At 43.2% G+C, this 16,792-nt stretch carries 14 protein-coding genes; 5 read left to right on the top strand and 9 right to left on the bottom strand.

Annotated elements, in window-relative coordinates:
• Window positions 1-38: 38 nt before the first annotated feature.
• From fabG to RT064_RS07715, 4 genes are all read right to left on the bottom strand, one after another.
• On the bottom strand, window positions 39-767 hold the full coding sequence (fabG, locus tag RT064_RS07730; RefSeq protein WP_007115623.1) for a 3-oxoacyl-ACP reductase FabG: 729 nt from the start codon (window positions 765-767) through the stop codon (window positions 39-41).
• A gap of 17 nt (window positions 768-784) precedes the next feature.
• Window positions 785-1,732, bottom strand: coding sequence for an ACP S-malonyltransferase (fabD, locus tag RT064_RS07725; protein ID WP_409519545.1), 948 nt, complete (start codon window positions 1,730-1,732; stop codon window positions 785-787).
• A gap of 497 nt (window positions 1,733-2,229) precedes the next feature.
• Entirely contained in the window at window positions 2,230-2,415 is a 186-nt protein-coding gene (rpmF, locus tag RT064_RS07720; protein ID WP_007115626.1) for a 50S ribosomal protein L32, read from the bottom strand.
• A gap of 246 nt (window positions 2,416-2,661) precedes the next feature.
• Window positions 2,662-3,306, bottom strand: a complete 645-nt coding sequence (locus RT064_RS07715) for a YceD family protein (RefSeq protein WP_313062712.1) — start codon at window positions 3,304-3,306, stop codon at window positions 2,662-2,664.
• A 144-nt stretch (window positions 3,307-3,450) separates the two neighbouring features.
• Between RT064_RS07715 and RT064_RS07710 the strand changes: the two genes are divergently transcribed.
• The gene (locus RT064_RS07710) at window positions 3,451-4,239 is read left to right on the top strand and encodes an elongation factor P hydroxylase (protein ID WP_313062711.1); all 789 of its coding nucleotides are present in this window, start codon (window positions 3,451-3,453) and stop codon (window positions 4,237-4,239) included.
• Window positions 4,240-4,309: 70 nt separating this feature from the next.
• On the opposite strand, the gene RT064_RS07705 is transcribed toward RT064_RS07710, so the two are convergent.
• The 5 genes from RT064_RS07705 to RT064_RS07685 form a co-directional block, all read right to left on the bottom strand.
• On the bottom strand, window positions 4,310-4,873 hold the full coding sequence (locus RT064_RS07705) for a c-type cytochrome (RefSeq protein WP_313062710.1): 564 nt from the start codon (window positions 4,871-4,873) through the stop codon (window positions 4,310-4,312).
• Window positions 4,874-5,051: 178 nt separating this feature from the next.
• Window positions 5,052-5,534 carry a hypothetical protein gene (locus tag RT064_RS07700; protein ID WP_313062709.1) on the bottom strand — a complete coding sequence of 161 codons (483 nt, stop codon included), beginning with the start codon at window positions 5,532-5,534 and terminating at the stop codon, window positions 5,052-5,054.
• A gap of 73 nt (window positions 5,535-5,607) precedes the next feature.
• A complete protein-coding gene (gene rph, locus RT064_RS07695) occupies window positions 5,608-6,324 on the bottom strand; it encodes a ribonuclease PH (RefSeq protein ID WP_060994509.1) in 717 nt (238 codons plus the stop codon).
• A gap of 132 nt (window positions 6,325-6,456) precedes the next feature.
• Complete coding sequence (locus tag RT064_RS07690) at window positions 6,457-8,211, bottom strand: AMP-binding protein (RefSeq protein ID WP_313062708.1); 1,755 nt, start codon at window positions 8,209-8,211, stop codon at window positions 6,457-6,459.
• Between the two features lie 107 nt (window positions 8,212-8,318).
• Window positions 8,319-10,040 (bottom strand): AMP-binding protein, encoded by a 1,722-nt coding sequence (locus tag RT064_RS07685; protein ID WP_313062741.1) that lies wholly within the window; start codon window positions 10,038-10,040, stop codon window positions 8,319-8,321.
• A 515-nt stretch (window positions 10,041-10,555) separates the two neighbouring features.
• On the opposite strand from RT064_RS07685, the gene parC reads away from it, so the two are divergent.
• The 4 genes from parC to dapC all read left to right on the top strand — a co-directional run bounded on the left by parC (window position 10,556) and on the right by dapC (window position 16,741).
• Entirely contained in the window at window positions 10,556-12,805 is a 2,250-nt protein-coding gene (parC, locus tag RT064_RS07680) for a DNA topoisomerase IV subunit A (RefSeq protein ID WP_313062707.1), read from the top strand.
• Window positions 12,806-12,835: 30 nt separating this feature from the next.
• On the top strand, window positions 12,836-14,797 hold the full coding sequence (locus RT064_RS07675) for a hypothetical protein (RefSeq protein WP_313062706.1): 1,962 nt from the start codon (window positions 12,836-12,838) through the stop codon (window positions 14,795-14,797).
• A 174-nt stretch (window positions 14,798-14,971) separates the two neighbouring features.
• On the top strand, window positions 14,972-15,337 hold the full coding sequence (locus RT064_RS07670; protein WP_313062705.1) for a hypothetical protein: 366 nt from the start codon (window positions 14,972-14,974) through the stop codon (window positions 15,335-15,337).
• Window positions 15,338-15,532: 195 nt separating this feature from the next.
• Window positions 15,533-16,741, top strand: a complete 1,209-nt coding sequence (dapC, locus tag RT064_RS07665) for a succinyldiaminopimelate transaminase (protein ID WP_313062704.1) — start codon at window positions 15,533-15,535, stop codon at window positions 16,739-16,741.
• Window positions 16,742-16,792: the final 51 nt, after the last annotated feature.

Below are 16,792 nucleotides of genomic sequence, written 5' to 3'. Positions count from 1 at the left end.
TAAGGCCCGTTAGGTTGGTGTTTGGCAGGCTAAACCATTTACATGTACATGCCGCCATTGACGTCAAGCACGGTGCCGGTAATATAACCTGCTTCTTCACTTGCCAAAAAATTTACCGCAGCGGCAATGTCTTCAGGTTTGCCCAGTCTGGCTAGCGGAACGGCATTAAGCATGGATTGAATCAATGCTTCATCAAGCTCGCTAGTCATGTCGGTGTCTATAAAGCCCGGTGCCACGCAATTGACGGTGATTTGGCGTGACCCAATCTCCCGAGCCAGTGAACGGGTAAAGCCTTCAATGCCTGCTTTACTTGCCGTATAGTTGGTTTGGCCGGCATTGCCCATCGCAGCGACTACTGAGGTGATATTAATGATACGACCTTGCCGCGCTTTCATCATGCCTTTTATGGCGCGTTTACTGGTACGAAACACCGAGGTCAAATTCACGTCGAGCACGCGCTCCCAGGCATTGTCATCCATCCGCATGAGCAGACCATCTTGGGTAATGCCGGCATTGTTGACTAGTACCTGTACATTGCCAAATTCTTTTTCAATGCTATCAAATAACTGGTTGATTTGCTCGGCATCTTGCACATTGAGCACGCGACCTGCACCACCCAATTCCTGTAGGTAATCATTGACTGCCGCTGCGCCTTTTTCACTGGTAGCAGTGCCGATGACAAGATAGCCTTCATTTGCCAGCCGTTTGGCGATTGCTTGACCAATCCCACGGCTAGCCCCTGTCACTAATGCAATACGTTGAGTCATATACTTCCTTGGTTTTTTTATTGGGCTGATAGTTGTTGTTTTATATTGTCTAGTTTGGTAACTGTATCGGTCGCTAGTGTGTTAATTTTCTGCGCTTGGCGTTTGGCTAGTCCTGTCAGCACGCTACCACTACCACATTCGATTTGTAAGGTGACTTGCGCATCTGCTAACTTATTCTCAATAGTCGACCATAACACAGGCATATTAAGCTGCTCAATCAAGGCTTGTTTGATTGCGGTGACATCGTTTTCTACCCGCGCATGGCGATTTTGTATCACAGGAATGCTGGGTGGGTTAAATGTCACGTTTTCTAATTCTGCGGCAAGCTTATCGGTGGCAGGTGTCATCAGCTGGCAATGTGACGGTACACTGACTTTAAGCGGCATGCTTTTTTTACCGAGCGTAACGATTTTCTCTGATGCTAAATCCACGCCTGCGACATTGCCTGCAATCACCACTTGCCCTGGCGCGTTAAAATTGGCTGGACTGACCACTGCCTGCGTATGATCCGCTACCACAGCATCACATATTTGTTGCACATCTTCATCGGGCAGACCTAAAATCGCTGCCATTTTACCTGTTTGTGATTGCATGGCTGCGCTCATATACTGACCGCGTTGATGCACCAGCTTTACAGCATCTGCCAAACTCAATACCCCAGCGGCACACAGCGCACTATATTCACCCAGTGAATGCCCTGCAACATATGCCGGCTGTAAATCAAGCTCATCGCGCAGCACTCGCCAAATCGCCATACTGGCGGTCAATAACGCAGGTTGGGTATAAGCGGTATCATCCAAAGACGCGGCACCTGACGCCCCTTGGCATATCGCCCACAAGTCAAACCCAAGGGCTGTTGAGGCTTCATCAAACGTTGCTTTGACCGTAGGATACTGGGCTGCCCAATCGTTTAGCATGCCCACACTCTGCGAGCCTTGTCCTGGAAAAATCACCGCATATTTCATAGAGGCTACATCGTGTTGTGATGAAGTAGCGGGTTGATTTGCGCTGGCTTGGCTTTGCATTGGGTTATCCATAATGTCCTAATTTATTATATTGTACTGCTTTATTTGTACTGCTTATGTTGTATTGCGCCTACTAGAGCGCTAAAAAACATGGTCAAAAAAATTTGCTTAGGCGATTTTTTGGTCGATTACTTTACCAAAAGTTATCAGCAAAATCAAAATGGCGTCAGTAGCTTAGATTGACGTTATAGGCTTATCAAACTTAACTGGCAATCATATAACTTACTATCCAGCAAGCAGGCAAAAGTAAGCCAGCAAATTTATGTGTACAATTGTACTCTGATTATTATGGCATATTGAGAAAAAAATTCTAGTATTTTCTTCCAGCTATTTTTACATAAAAAACAAATAAAAAAAGGCTGATGATAATTCATCAGCCTTTTTGGTGCTTTGCTAATGCATACTAAGCCATGTCAAAGCACTGCATTTTGCGCTAATTATTCAGCAACGGCTGCTACTTTAAATAATTGACGACCACGGTAAAAACCGTCTTTGGTCGCATGGTGACGGATGTGTTTTTCACCAGTGGTTGCATCTACAGCAACAGCATTGATTGTGATGCGGTCGTGTGAACGACGCATATCACGGCGTGAACGGCTTTTACGGTTTTGTTGAACAGCCATGAGGTTAGCTCCTGTGCTTCTCGCTATTAAAACATCGTTCCCTTAACCTCATTACATCATCATGCAAACAACTTGATATCGATATTTGGCATGGATATAAGGCAAACTATTGGAACAGACAATCAGATAAATTTATAAACGCCATATTATACGTAAAAAAACCCATTTAGCAAAGCCTTAACCGACATTTAGTGGCAAGTTTTTGTTACTACGTGTATGACGGCGTATCTAATGGCGGGGTTGTTATTAACTTTTTAGGCTAGCCAGTACCGCAAACGGATTTTCTTTTTCCGCCACTGCCTCTGGCAACTCGCCCACCTCAGTCACTGCCATTTCGCAGTTATCATGCTTGGGCGCTAATGGCAAATCCACCAATAACTCATCTTCAATCATTGGTAATAGCCACAGTTTATTGTCATCCGTTAGCTCATCAATCAGGATGATTTCTGTGCCTTCATCAAGCAATGCGACGTGATTTTCATCTTCAAGCAGTGCAAGCTCACTATCGACATCCAGACTTACTGCGACGGGGTCTAGGCAACGCTGGCAGGTTTGCCAAAGCACGCCCGTGGTGTGTAGTTGCCAAAATACCACGTCCCCTTTCTTCTGAATATCTAGTATCACATCCAGTGGCTGATCGTTGTCGTGATGTTCATCACCCAAGGCATAGATACGTGGCAAATCCTTGAGACTCACTTTGCCTTCCCAGGGATAATGGTTATCATTGTTATGCTCCCAACGTGCCAAGTCAATAAACTTGACCAAGCTGGCACTAGAGCCAATCTCACTGGTGGTATTATTGGCGGTTTTGGATGGGGCAGTTGTTGGTACATCTTGCGATGATTGTGATGGCACGTTTGATGAAGAGTTTGATGAAGAATGTAGCGTCATTTCACCGCTCCTGTTAGTTATTTTACGTTGTAGTATAAAGCATACTGACATCCATTGCATGGTAGCATGTTGTAGGCGTAATTTCCTAGTCGATGCGGGCTGTTAAATTGTATAATAGCAATTTTTATCAACCCGACTTTTGCTATGTCCACACACCTATCGCCACTATCTGCACAAATATCACCACCAACCCTTGCTATTTTTCCCTTTATGACGTTGCCTTTTGTCAGCCAATTCGCGGTGGTGCCTGTGTTAGCCAGTGATATGGACACCACTGTGATTGACCAAAAAAGGGCGCATTTAGCATTAAAGGTTAATTTTATGCCCGCACTCGCCAGTATATCAAAGACAAAAAATCGCCCTTTGACTGACTATCAATGGGCATCGGTAGAAGCATTACAAGTGCAATGGCTGATAGGTTGGTTCAAACGGTGGTTTTGCCATCGTGATACGATTTTGGTCAAAGGCGAGCATGAGCCTGAATATTTTGCCGCGACCGATACCGAGCCTGCCAAAATTGTGTTTGCGCATGGATTTTTTGCCAGTGCCTTGCATGAAATTAGCCATTGGTGTATGGCAGGCCAAAAACGCCGATTGCTCAATGACTTTGGCTACTGGTATGCGCCCGATGGACGTAATGAGCAGCAGCAGCAACAGTTCGAACAAGTAGAAATCCTGCCGCAAGCGATTGAATGTTTATTGACGCTGGCTTGCAACAAACCCTTTAGCGTGTCTAAAGATAATTTGTTTGCTGATTTTGATACCAGTCAAAGCACTTTTGAAGCCGATGTCCAAGCCCAAGCGGTGAGGTTCTGGCAAACGGGGCAAAAACTGTCAACCGATGCCAAAGTGTTGCTAAGCCAGTTAACCAAACTGCGCCCGCTACCATTGACCGCGTTTGATATCTTTCATAATTTTATCAAAGTGAATTAAGTCAATAAAAAAGGCAGTCATTGAACACTGCCTTTCTTTATTGCGCATAAAAACTATTGTGGATAACAAATTAATCTTGTTTATATTTGTCATGACAGGATTTACAGCTAGCGCCCAAATCGCCAAATTGGGTTTTGATGCCATCGACACTGGTTGCAGTCGCAGCGGCGGCATTAAGGGCACTGGCAGCGGTTTTAAATTTATCAATTTGTTGCTGGAACCCTGCAGCATCGCGCCAAATTTCATCTTTTGCCTCACCGCCTTTGGCAGTCTCTGGATAATGCACCCAAGGATTTTGGTTAAGTTTCTCGGCGGCGGCTTTGACTTGCACGGCATCAAATTTGCTTGGATCTTTGACCATGGCACCAATGGTTTGGTTGGTTTTTTTCCAATCTTTCATGATTCTTTCACGCGCTTTTTTGTGGTCTTCTGGCGTCATGTTAGGGTCAACTGCCGTGGTCGACGTTGTCGTGGTACTTACCGTAGCGGTTGCCGTCGCACCATTGGCGCTAGCGGTAACTGTGGTAGCAGGCGCTGAAGCAGTAGTGGTGGTTGTGGTTTCTGTTTTTTTATTACAGCCTACCAGCGCCATCGCAACCATTAATGGGGTGGCAAATTTTAATGCAGTCGACATCGTCCTTTCCTTCCGTGTTTTTGGTTTATATGAATTAAATAATTAATGTTATTATCAGAGTGTGGATTAATCATCTCTAAGGATTTTAACAAGTATTGGCAAAAAAATTATTATGATTTGGTAACTAAGCCTAACCACTGTGCCTAACCACTGTGTGAGATAGGGTGTGGTTTTTTGATTAAGTGCTTTGTAGTTTGATTGCTTTACCTTGGGTTTTGATTGGCTTGCCTTGCAGGACGGCTTGGGCGATTTTGATATGTTTAGGGTCATGAAAACCTGTGATGTGATACAAGGTTAGACCGTCAGCATTGTAGATAGTCATGCCATCGGTGGTCGGCTCAATGCTATCGTTAGGCAATAATTGATAGCTTGTGACGTTAGCACCTTGGTGATGGCTAAAACCTTGTTGCGTCAGTCGCAGTTCACCCCCTGCTAAAGTAGCTACCTCTTTTTTTCGGTTGAATGACTGCCACACAACACTTGCGATGATGGCTAGTAAAATCATCAGCGAGCCGATGGCAACTGAGAGCATTTTAAATGCCATCAATATGCCTAACACTGCAATGGCGATACCCACCCAAAGTATTTGGGTCAATATGGTGGGTTTCACCGCTTGACTTTGCAAACCAATGGTAACGCCTGTTTCGGTGACTTTTAACATAATCATCTCTATAACGATTTCAAGGGCGTATGTGCTACGCCCTTACTAGCCTAGCCTGTTTTGTTAGGCTATTTTACCAACCTAATACCGCTTGTTGTTCGGCAATCAGCTGTTTGATACCTTCTTCGGCAATTGCTAGCATTTCATCCACTTGCGCACGGGTAAACGGTTTTTCTTCGGCAGTGCCTTGAATCTCGATAAACTCGCCTTTTTGCGTCATCACGACGTTAAGATCTGTGTCACAACTTGAGTCTTCGCTATAGTTCAAATCCAACAGCACTTCACCGTTTTTGATACCCACAGAGACGGCTGCTACCAAGCCAACCAAAGGATCGGCTTTAAGTTTTTTGGCGGCTTGCAATTTTTCTAACGCATCGACCAATGCCACAGCCGCACCTGTGATACTGGCAGTACGGGTGCCGCCATCGGCTTGCAGCACGTCACAGTCGATATGGATGGTATTTTCCCCAAGCTTTTCAAGATCTACCATCGCCCGTAAGCTACGACCAATCAACCGCTGAATCTCTTGGGTACGACCTGATTGTTTACCTTTGGCGGCTTCGCGTTGGGTACGCTCGTGGGTCGCGCGTGGCAACATACCGTATTCAGCGGTAATCCAGCCTTTACCTGTGCCTTTGAGCCAGCGCGGCACTTGGGTTTCGATACTGGCGGTACATAGCACTTTGGTATCACCATAGCTGACCAGCACGGCGCCTTCGGCATGTTTGGTAAAGTTACGCACAAAACTAATTGGGCGAAGTTGGTTGTTTTCACGATTATCGATACGCATAAGATTCCCTAAAAGACCGCCTTGACGGTTTGGTAGATAGTTTTTAAGCAATGGGCAAAAATTACAGTGGTTTTATGCTACCTTGCCAACCCGGTTTTAGCAAGACAATTCCGTCGGCAACATGGCAGGTTGCTATTCAAGCCCTTCGCGTTTACGTAGCTCTTTACGTAAAATTTTACCAACATTGGACTTGGGTAGACTATCGACAAATTCGACATAGCGTGGGCGTTTATAGCCACTTAAGTGCTGTTTACCAAACGCCAGTAGCTGCTCAGCAGTGACGCGGTTGTGTTTTCTGACCACAAATATTTTGGGCTCTTCACCGCGCGTCGCGCTTGGTACGCCAATTGCCACGCACTCGAGTACATCTGCATGCTCGAGCATCACCGACTCAATCTCATTTGGGTAAACATTAAACCCTGACACCACAATCATGTCTTTTTTACGGTCAACGATTTTGATAAAACCGCGCTCATCAATAATGCCAATATCGCCCGTGCGCAAATAGCCTGTTGCGGTAAACGCATTAGCAGTCTCGACAGGTAGATTGCGATACCCCACCATCACTTGCGGGCCTTTGACGGCAATTTCGCCGCGTTCGCCAATGCGCACAGGTTGGTCGTTGTTGTCCAATAAGATGATGTCAGTGGCAGGGGTTGGTAGCCCGACTTTATTGGTAAATTCTGCGATAGTTAATGGATTAAAGGTAATCACAGGCGCGGTTTCTGAAAGTCCATACCCTTCGATAATCGGTAACCCTGTGATGGTGTGCCATTTTTTGGCAACGCTGGGTAGGATTGCCATGCCGCCGCCGATGGTGGCTTTGAGTTGGGAAAAATCGAGCCTTCGAAATTCAGGATGCTGTATCAAGGCGCTAAATAGCGTATTGACCCCCAAAATAAAATGCGGCGGTGTACGCCTTAGCGTATTAACCAGTTCATTGATATCACGTGGATTGGGCACGAGCCTTGATGCAAACCCACGGTATAAAATAAAAACACAGCAAATGGTGAATGAAAATACATGATACAGTGGCAACGATGCCAAAATAATATCTTCCTGCCCTTCTTCATCATACGCGCTGCGAATCAACGCATCGATTTGCAGCAAATTGGCAATCACATTGCCATGACTGAGCATCGCGCCTTTTGCCGTCCCTGTGGTACCACCGGTATATTGAATTAATACGATATTCGATAACGTGAGAGTTGGGCGCTCATAAGCCTTGCTAGCGCCCGTTAATAAATGACTAAAATAAATCCAATTACCTTTTGGCGGCAAATCGGTGGTCGCTGAGACCAAATTGATTAACGCGCCTTTGAGCTTACTTTTCAAATCGCCCAAACGACAGATGATTAAATGATGTAAATCGCGGTTAAGATTATCGGCAATGTCTTTGTAGGTATAAATAAATTTATCTAGTATAAACAACGCCTTGATATCGGCATCATCCATTTGATGCTCAAGCTCGCGGCTGGTGTAAGATGGGTTCATACTCACCAGTACCATGCCAGCACGGATGACGCCAAGGGTAATCACAGGATATTGCAAAATATTGGGCAACATCACGCCAATAGCATCGCCGACCTTGAGCCCTAACTGCTGTAAATAAATGGCAACTTTTAGACTCAGTTTATCTAGCTGCTCGTAAGTAATCTGCTGATCATCGCAATAATACGCCACTTGCCGCGCATGCTTGGCAAACCCCGCTTCTAAGATGTCAATCAGCGACGTTTGTTCATCTGGCATATCGATGGTACTACAAATGTTATAGCGCTCGTAGCTAATCAGCCACGGTTGCTGATTTTCTTCCCATTCATACATCTCATGCATCGGGCGCTCATTGATTGGTAAAATAGCGTCATCCATAAACTCAGTATTGCTCATAACAGCCTATTGGTATTCCCAATTTTATAAGGTTAGTTGGGCGCGATGCAATAAAAAACCCAACTAATCTGATATAGAAAAGCTGGGTTTTAGTAACAAACGTTAGCTTACTTTTTTTCTTCAAGTTTACGCAGTTCTTTACGCAGGATTTTGCCAACGTTTGATTTTGGCAATTCATCCACAAATTCAACTTTACGCGGACGTTTGTAACCGGTTAACTCGCTTCGTGCATATTGCAGCAACTCTTGCTCAGTGAGGCTTGGGTCTTTACGTACCACAAACGCTTTTGGTACTTCACCGCTTTTTTCGCTCGGCACCCCAATCACCCCGACTTCCAACACTTTTGGATGCGCCGCTAGCACTTCTTCAACTTCGTTTGGATAGACATTAAATCCTGATACCAAAATCATGTCTTTTTTACGGTCAACGATTTTGAAATAGCCTTGCTCATCAATGACAGCGATGTCACCGGTTTTGAAATAACCGTCTGCTGTCATTACTTCTGTAGTGGCTTCAGGACGCTGCCAGTAGCCTTTCATCACTTGTGGACCTTTAACTGCAATCTCACCACGCTCACCTGCTGCGACTTCGTTGCCATTGTCATCGAGCAGTTTGATATCGGTGCTGGGCATCGGGATACCGATTTTGGCGCTAAATTGCTCTTGTGCCAAGGGGTTTAGGGTGGCAACGGGTGAGGTTTCGGACAAGCCGTAGCCTTCTAAAATATTGGTACCTGTAATACGTTTCCACTCTTCAGCGGTTGAAGGCAATACCGACATACCACCGCCTAGCGACAAACGCAATTTGCTGTGGTCTAATGCGCGAAAACCGGTGTGGTGCGCCAAGCCATTAAATAATGTGTTCACCGCTGGGAAGAAGACTGGCTTATATTTTGCTAATTCTTTGACAAAGCTGTCCAGGTCACGGGGATTTGGAATCAATACACCCGTAAAGCCCATGTTCATACCTAGTAGCGCACAGGCGGTAAATGAGAAAATATGATAGAGCGGTAAGGCAATGACGACGTACTCACCCACCATTTGATTGGGGAACACTTGTCTGGCGAACTCTTGGCACTGTAGCATATTGGATACCAAGTTGCTGTGGGTAAGCATCGCACCTTTGGCAACCCCTGTGGTGCCGCCAGTGTACTGTAGTACCGCAATATCACTGCCTTTGATACCTTCTGGGCGCTGATAGCGACTGGCAGAAGCTTGCTTGATCACACTCTTAAACGTCACATGCCCGTCAATTTGCCAAGCTGGAATGGCTTTTTTGACATACTTGACCACGGTATTGATGAGCATACCTTTGAACGTACCCATCAAATCACCGATTGAACAGACAATGACATGATCAACCATTTTTTTGCCGATATCTTGATAGGTTTTGGCAAAGTTTTCAACGATAAATAACGCTTTGGCTTGCGAGTCTTCTAACTGATGTGCTAATTCATGGGCGGTGTATAGTGGATTGACATTGACCAAGATAAAACCTGCGCGGATGATACCAATCATACACACTGGGTATTGCAAGATATTTGGCATCATGACCGCAACGGTATCGCCTTTTTGCAGACCCAATCCCTGCAAATACGCCGCGATTTGGCGGCTATAAGTGTCTAGCTGACGATAGGTCATGCTACTACCCATGCACACAAAGGCATCACTACCATTGAATTGTTCGAAATTCTTTTCAAAAACATTCATTAGGTTGACTTCGTCACCGGGCATTTGCATGTTATAGTTCATGCCGTAATGCTCGTAAGTCTTTAACCAAGGTTTCTCATGATGATCGGTAAGTTTTGGCGCATGTGGCTGCGCTTCCATAGTATCGACGGGAGTATTGATGGGCGCAGTGTCTTGGGCATTGTTGTCAGGGGTTTGAGCTGAGGTGGTTGATTCATTCATGAGAAATGTTTTCCTTAGGTATGCGGTCTATCAGCGAATAGCATATTGATAATTAAAAGAATTTTTATAAAAAGGTCAATCCCACTGCTAAAAATTATATTAAAAATCGCGGCCAAATGTACTATTAACATACTAAATATTTACTCAATTCTCAAGCCTATTCTCTGTACTTATGGGATGATAAAAATGATTTCGCGTCGAAATAGTTATCCATTATTTGACTGTTAAAGCGGCTACAGTATCCAATTATCTTTAAAAGGCGTTTTTGCGACACAGTTTGACGTGTATAACTGGGCAAATTTGCCATGTCATGGATTAACACTTGTTTTTCTACTCTCAAGCTTTATGATATTTCCTCATACTTCTTATCTCTGTTTTGAACTTTCTTTCTTTTGCACTTTCTTTTATTTTTTGTCATTGATTAAGTAACTATTATGTCTGATACCCTTGTAGCAAAAATTACCAAGCCAAACGATTTGAACAACCCCACTCGCTCAGTCGCTGAATTTACCGAAAACGCGTATCTCAACTACGCGATGTACGTCATCATGGACCGGGCATTGCCACACGTTGCCGACGGGTTAAAACCTGTGCAGCGCCGTATCGTGTATGCGATGAGCGAGCTTGGGCTCAAAAATACCGCCAAACCCAAAAAATCAGCGCGCACTATCGGTGACGTCATTGGTAAATACCATCCGCATGGCGACTCAGCCTGTTATGAAGCCATGGTACTGATGAGTCAGCCGTTTAGCTACCGTTATCCACTCATTAGCGGTCAAGGCAATTTCGGCTCGCCCGACGACCCAAAATCCTTCGCTGCGATGCGCTACACCGAAGCCAAGCTATCGGCTTATGCCAATACCTTGCTAAACGAGCTTGGTCAAGGCACTGTCGATTGGCAAGACAACTTTGACGGCACCTTGCAAGAACCCGTCACCTTACCTGCCCGCCTACCGAATATCTTGCTCAACGGCACAACCGGCATTGCGGTCGGTATGGCAACCGATATTCCGCCACATAACTTGTCTGAAGTGGTCAAAGGCTGCATCGCGCTGCTTAAAAAACCCACGATGACGGAAAAAGAGCTGGCAAAGTACATCCCTGCCCCCGATTTGCCGACCAAAGCTGAAATCATCACCTCGTCTGAGGATTTGCTACAGCTATATAAAACGGGTCGTGGTAGCTACAAAATGCGTGCTACTTATCATGTCGATGACAAAGAAAAAAACTTAGTCATCATTGATGCATTACCCTATCAAATATCCGGCAATAAAATCATTGAGCAAATTGCCAATTTAATTAATGCCAAAAAACTGCCTTGGGTAACTGACATCCATGACGAATCCGACCACCAAAACGCTTGCCGTATCGTACTTGAGCTGCGCTCAAGCCGTGTTGATATCGAGCCGATGATGAGCCATTTGTTTGCCAGTACCGACCTTGAGAGTAATTACCGCGTTAATCTCAACATGATTGGCACCAATGGCAAACCCCAAGTCAAATCACTGCTTACCATTCTCACCGAATGGCTCTCTGTGCGCCGAGATACCGTCACGCGCCGTTTGCAATACCGCTTGGATAAAATCAAACAGCGCCTGCATATCTTGGCAGGCTTGCTGATTGCCTATCTTCATATTGATGAGGTCATCCGTATCATCCGTGAGGAAGACGACCCAAAAGCAGAATTGATGACGCGCTATGATTTGACTGAAAGCCAAGCCAACGCGATTTTGGATATTCGTCTGCGTCAATTGGCACGCCTTGAAGAAATTGAGCTCAAACGTGAACAAAGTGACCTAGAAGCAGAAAAAGCCCAAATCGAAGCATACTTGAACAACCCAGACAAATTGACTGGCTTAATGATTGAAGAGCTCACTGCCGATATGAAAGAGCATGGCGACAAACGCCAATCGCCGATTGTAGAACGCACGGAAGCCACCGCGCTTAAAGAAACTGACCTAGCCCCAAGCGAGCCTGTGACGGTCATCGTGTCAAAATCAGGCTGGATTCGCTCCGCCAAAGGTCACGATGTCGATGCCGCCAATATGAATTACCGTTCGGGCGATGCCTACCTTGCCCATGCGCAAGGCAAATCCAATGAAAAAGTCTATCTCATGGATAACACCGGTCGCAGCTATCGCCTCGATGCCCATACCTTACCCTCTGCGCGGGGGCAAGGCGAGCCGCTTACTAGCCTGCTAAAACCCACGGGTGGGGCAAGTTTTGTCAATGTGCTGATGGGACAAGATGACAGTAAGCTCATCATGGCAAGCTCACAAGGCTATGGCTTTATTAACACCTTTGCTGATCTTGATACCAACCAAAAAGCGGGCAAAAATGTGATTAATTTTGATGACGCCTTTAGTTTAATAACCCACCAAATTGGTGAGCAAGATACGCTAGTTGGCGCGGTCAGTTCGGCAGGGCATTTGCTGGTATACCCATTGACTGAGTTACCGATGATGAAAAAAGGCAAAGGCAATAAGCTGATTGATTTAAAAGACGGTGACAGTGTGGTCGCCATCACCACCTTTGCCGAAGGGGATAGTTTGTCATTGGACAGTGGTAAACGCACCTTGACGCTCAAACCGATGGATATTGCCAATTTTATGGGTACACGCGGTCGACGCGGTGCACTCTTGCCAAAAGGGTTTCAAAAAGTGAGTGGTGTGGAGAAAGTTTAATTTCCTAAATTTATTTATAGGTTAGTAGTCATGACTAATGAGTATATTGATAGAGTGACCTTTTTTTCTGTAAACGATTTATCCAGTAGTCATAATTTATCAAATGCAGAAAAAATTCTTAAACAACAAAAACAAATAGACTCTTCTAATATCAACGATATTTTGGAGATATTTCATATTAAAAAGTTTTTTGATGAAGAATTATATCATCCTAGTTGGTCTGTAAATGAAATTAATGAATTTATCTTAACTGTAAAAAATTACGAAAAAGAAATACCTAAATTTATAGCTAATATCAACGATAGTAATTTAAATACACTTTATACCCAAATTGATTGGTATCAATATAAAGCTAGTTTTTTTGAATTAATAAATAATTTTAACGCTTTTAAACGTTTAGGGTTCGATGGTTTTTCGCAGATACTCCAAGCCGAACCCTATTGCATTGAGTATATTTTGACTCAACGAGGTATAGTTGAATATTACGATTCTGACATCAAGAATTTTCTGTTAAATCATCCCGTTATTCTTACTGAAAATATTCTTTCTATTTATGAAGTTAAACATGACACTCCACAGCCACAGCGTTATTTACCAAAAAGTTTAACTTCTGAAGATATTGAATCAACTATTTTAAACTACCTTAATGCTGATGATGCTCATCCTAATTTCGTCCAACTAATTGTAAGGGCAAAAAATAAGGATAAATTCAAAATTTCAGATAAAACACGATTAAAGGCTCAGAAATTATGCGAAACATTCACAAAGAAAATTTTTTCTGAAAACTCTAGTTTACGTTATGGTGTTGAAATTTCCTTTAAAGAAGTAATGCAGGATAATAAGCAGGCATACATTGATGATGACCATATCGCACATTTCTACTATAATTTTGAATTCATTAAAAGCAATTCACAACCATACTTATTATTCTTAAACTTTATTCATCTTTTTGAGTTTTTAGATAAACAGGGGCGTATAACTTTACTTAGCCAAGAAAAAGATATGGGGGTTTTCGAAAGAATATCAGGTGTTCACTCTAAAAATGATTATAGAAATAATGTAAGTTTTAATCTTAAGGATATGGCTTCTATCGCCCAAATAAATGGTTATGAGAGAATTTTAAGGAAATTAGACACTTCAATAGAAGAAATTTTACATTATATTTTTACTGATTTTTTTCACTCGAATTATGGTTTTGCAAATAATGCTCGTTTGTTAAATATTTCTACAACTTATTCATATTTTGAAAAAATAAGGTTACTTGCTCCTGAGTTTGAATCTATTTTAAAACAATTCAAATTGTTTGTAGAGGATGGTTCTATAGACTTTGAGCTCATTCAAATTAGTTCTTTGCCTACTTCTATTAGAGATATTCCAAGTCTAAATTCTAAAAAGTATCTATATTTGAACACTTTAAATCAAAATGCAATTCATTATTCAGGTCTAATTTGTTCAGACCAATCTTGGCTTGCCAGTGTTGAGAATGCGAATAAAAACAAATATTCTAATTTTTTGCAATTGATAGCGAATGAAAAAGTTAAATTTGAGGATTTCTATGATTACCAAAAACCGCATATCAATGATTTAATTGACATGGGTTTAATTAAGCTTGATGAAAATGATATCGTTTGTATTAACAATATTGAAAGAGTATATATATTACAAGATTTATATCAAAATGGATTTGCTTCATTTCATTACTATGATGATGCTTTAAAAAGAGAAGCTCTTCAAATGGAACAAGAAGGACTTATTTACTTCGAAAGCACTCTATTTTCTAAGATGGAACAATCCTATTTTAATTATTATCTTAACAAGAGTGAATTCAACAATGGATTAGACCTAAGAAATAGATATCTTCATGGCACGCAAGGAAATCCAAACGATAATGGAGAACATGAGCATTATTACTTTATTTTCCTACGAATTTTGATATTAACACTATTAAAAATAGATGATGATCTATATATTGCCAATATTCTAAAAAATTAAGATGATATATATTTAAACCATTAATAGCAAAAACTATAAAATTCTTAGATTTATCAGCTAGATTAATTTTTCATTTCATAATAATCCGGTGATAAATCAACACAAAAACCGCATTTAACCATTGGCAGAAAATCGCTATGCTCTGCCTACTTTTCAATCAAAATCAAACTTTCTATGTACGACTCCGTATTCCAAGACATCAAAACCCATATCGTTAGCTTCACAGGCTTAGAGAGAGATGCCCTGCATATTTATGTCGGTATTGGGGTATTTCTTATCACAAGTCTACTTTTTAAAAATCATCGCTATCGTTGGCTTATCGCCTTATTTGCGGTGATTGCTGCTGCCAGCATGGGTGAAGTGCTAGACAGACATGACCAGCTTATAATTGACAAGCACTGGTACTGGCAAGGCAGTGTGCATGATATAGTAAACACCTGCTTTTTCCCGACCCTTTTTACCTTGATACTCACCTTTACCCATTTTTTTGAGCGAAACTTTGAGCGAAATATTGCCCAAGCTCATGGGTCAAAACGTTAATCGGCTATCAACTTTTAGCAAACTTTTGGTTCAATCTTGGCAAACTCAGCGATTCGGGGTAAAGTAACCTCATTTTTCTCAGTATTTTTAACACCCCAATATTTTTAAAATCAGAGTGTTTTTAAAATCACAGTACTTTTAAAATCACAGTATTTTAAAATTAGTTCTCTCGCATATATGGACAGCCAACCCCTTATGAATCCGCAATTACAGCTTTTGCACCCTTATCCGTTTGCCAAGATGGCAACCTTGCTACAAGGCATCACCCCAAACCCAGACTATGCCCCGATTAAACTGGGCATCGGTGAGCCGCAGCACACGCCGCCACAGTTTGTGTTAGACGTCATCAAAGACAATCTGGCTAAAATCCAAAATTACCCCACCACCAACGGTTTGCCCGAGCTGCGCCAAGCGATTGTTGATTGGGTACAGCGCCGTTTTCATGTCAACGCCGTCAATGCCGACACCCAAGTGTTACCGGTGATGGGTACGCGTGAGGCGCTATTTAGTTTTGTACAAGCGGCATTTAACCGTGAAGATAGCAAACGACCTTACGTGGTGATGCCCAATCCGTTTTATCAGATTTATGAAGGTGCGACGCTGCTCGCTGGTGGACAGCCGTATTTTGTCAATTGTACCGCCGACAATAACTTTGTCGGTGACTATGACAGCGTGCCAAGCGAGATTTGGGAGAAGACCCAACTGGTCTTTGTGTGTAGTCCAAACAACCCAACTGGCTCAGTGATGGATATGGCGCAGTGGCAACGTCTGGTTGAGCTATCGGATAAATACGGCTTTATCCTAGCCAGTGACGAGTGCTACAGTGAGCTGTATTTTGAGGTGCCGCCAATTGGACTACTTGAAGTCTGCGCCAAACTCGGACGCGAAGATTTTACCAATTGCGTGGTGTTTCATTCGCTGTCAAAACGCTCCAATCTACCTGGCATGCGCTCAGGATTTGTGGCAGGTGATGCCAAGCTACTAGCGCCGTATGCCCAGTACCGCACTTATCAAGGCTGTGCGATGCCGATTCATCATCAGCTGGCTTCGATTACCGCGTGGCAAGATGAAGCCCATGTGGAAGAAAACCGCAAACTATATCGCCAAAAGTTTGATTTGTGGCTGGACAAGCTGTCAGACAAATTGCCGCTACGCCGTCCTGATGCCGGTTTTTATTTTTGGTTACCGGTGCAAGATGATGAGCAGTTTGTCAAAGTGATTTATGAACAGCTAAATATCCATGCGCTCGCAGGGCGTTACCTATCTCGCGATACGCCCCCATACCAAAACAACAGCGGTAACGCTGGCAAAAACCATGTGCGCATGGCATTGGTTGCAGATATCGCACAAAGCAGCGAAGCGATTGATCGATTGCTGAGCTTAGACTTATCAAATTTGGTGTAGGTTGTGTTGAACATTTAATATACAAAAGAACATAATGAGGGAATTTTGATA

Source organism: Moraxella sp. CTOTU49097 (assembly GCF_032064105.1).
Classification (GTDB): domain Bacteria; phylum Pseudomonadota; class Gammaproteobacteria; order Pseudomonadales; family Moraxellaceae; genus Faucicola; species Faucicola osloensis_B.
This window is presented reverse-complemented; position numbering and strand designations above follow the sequence as displayed.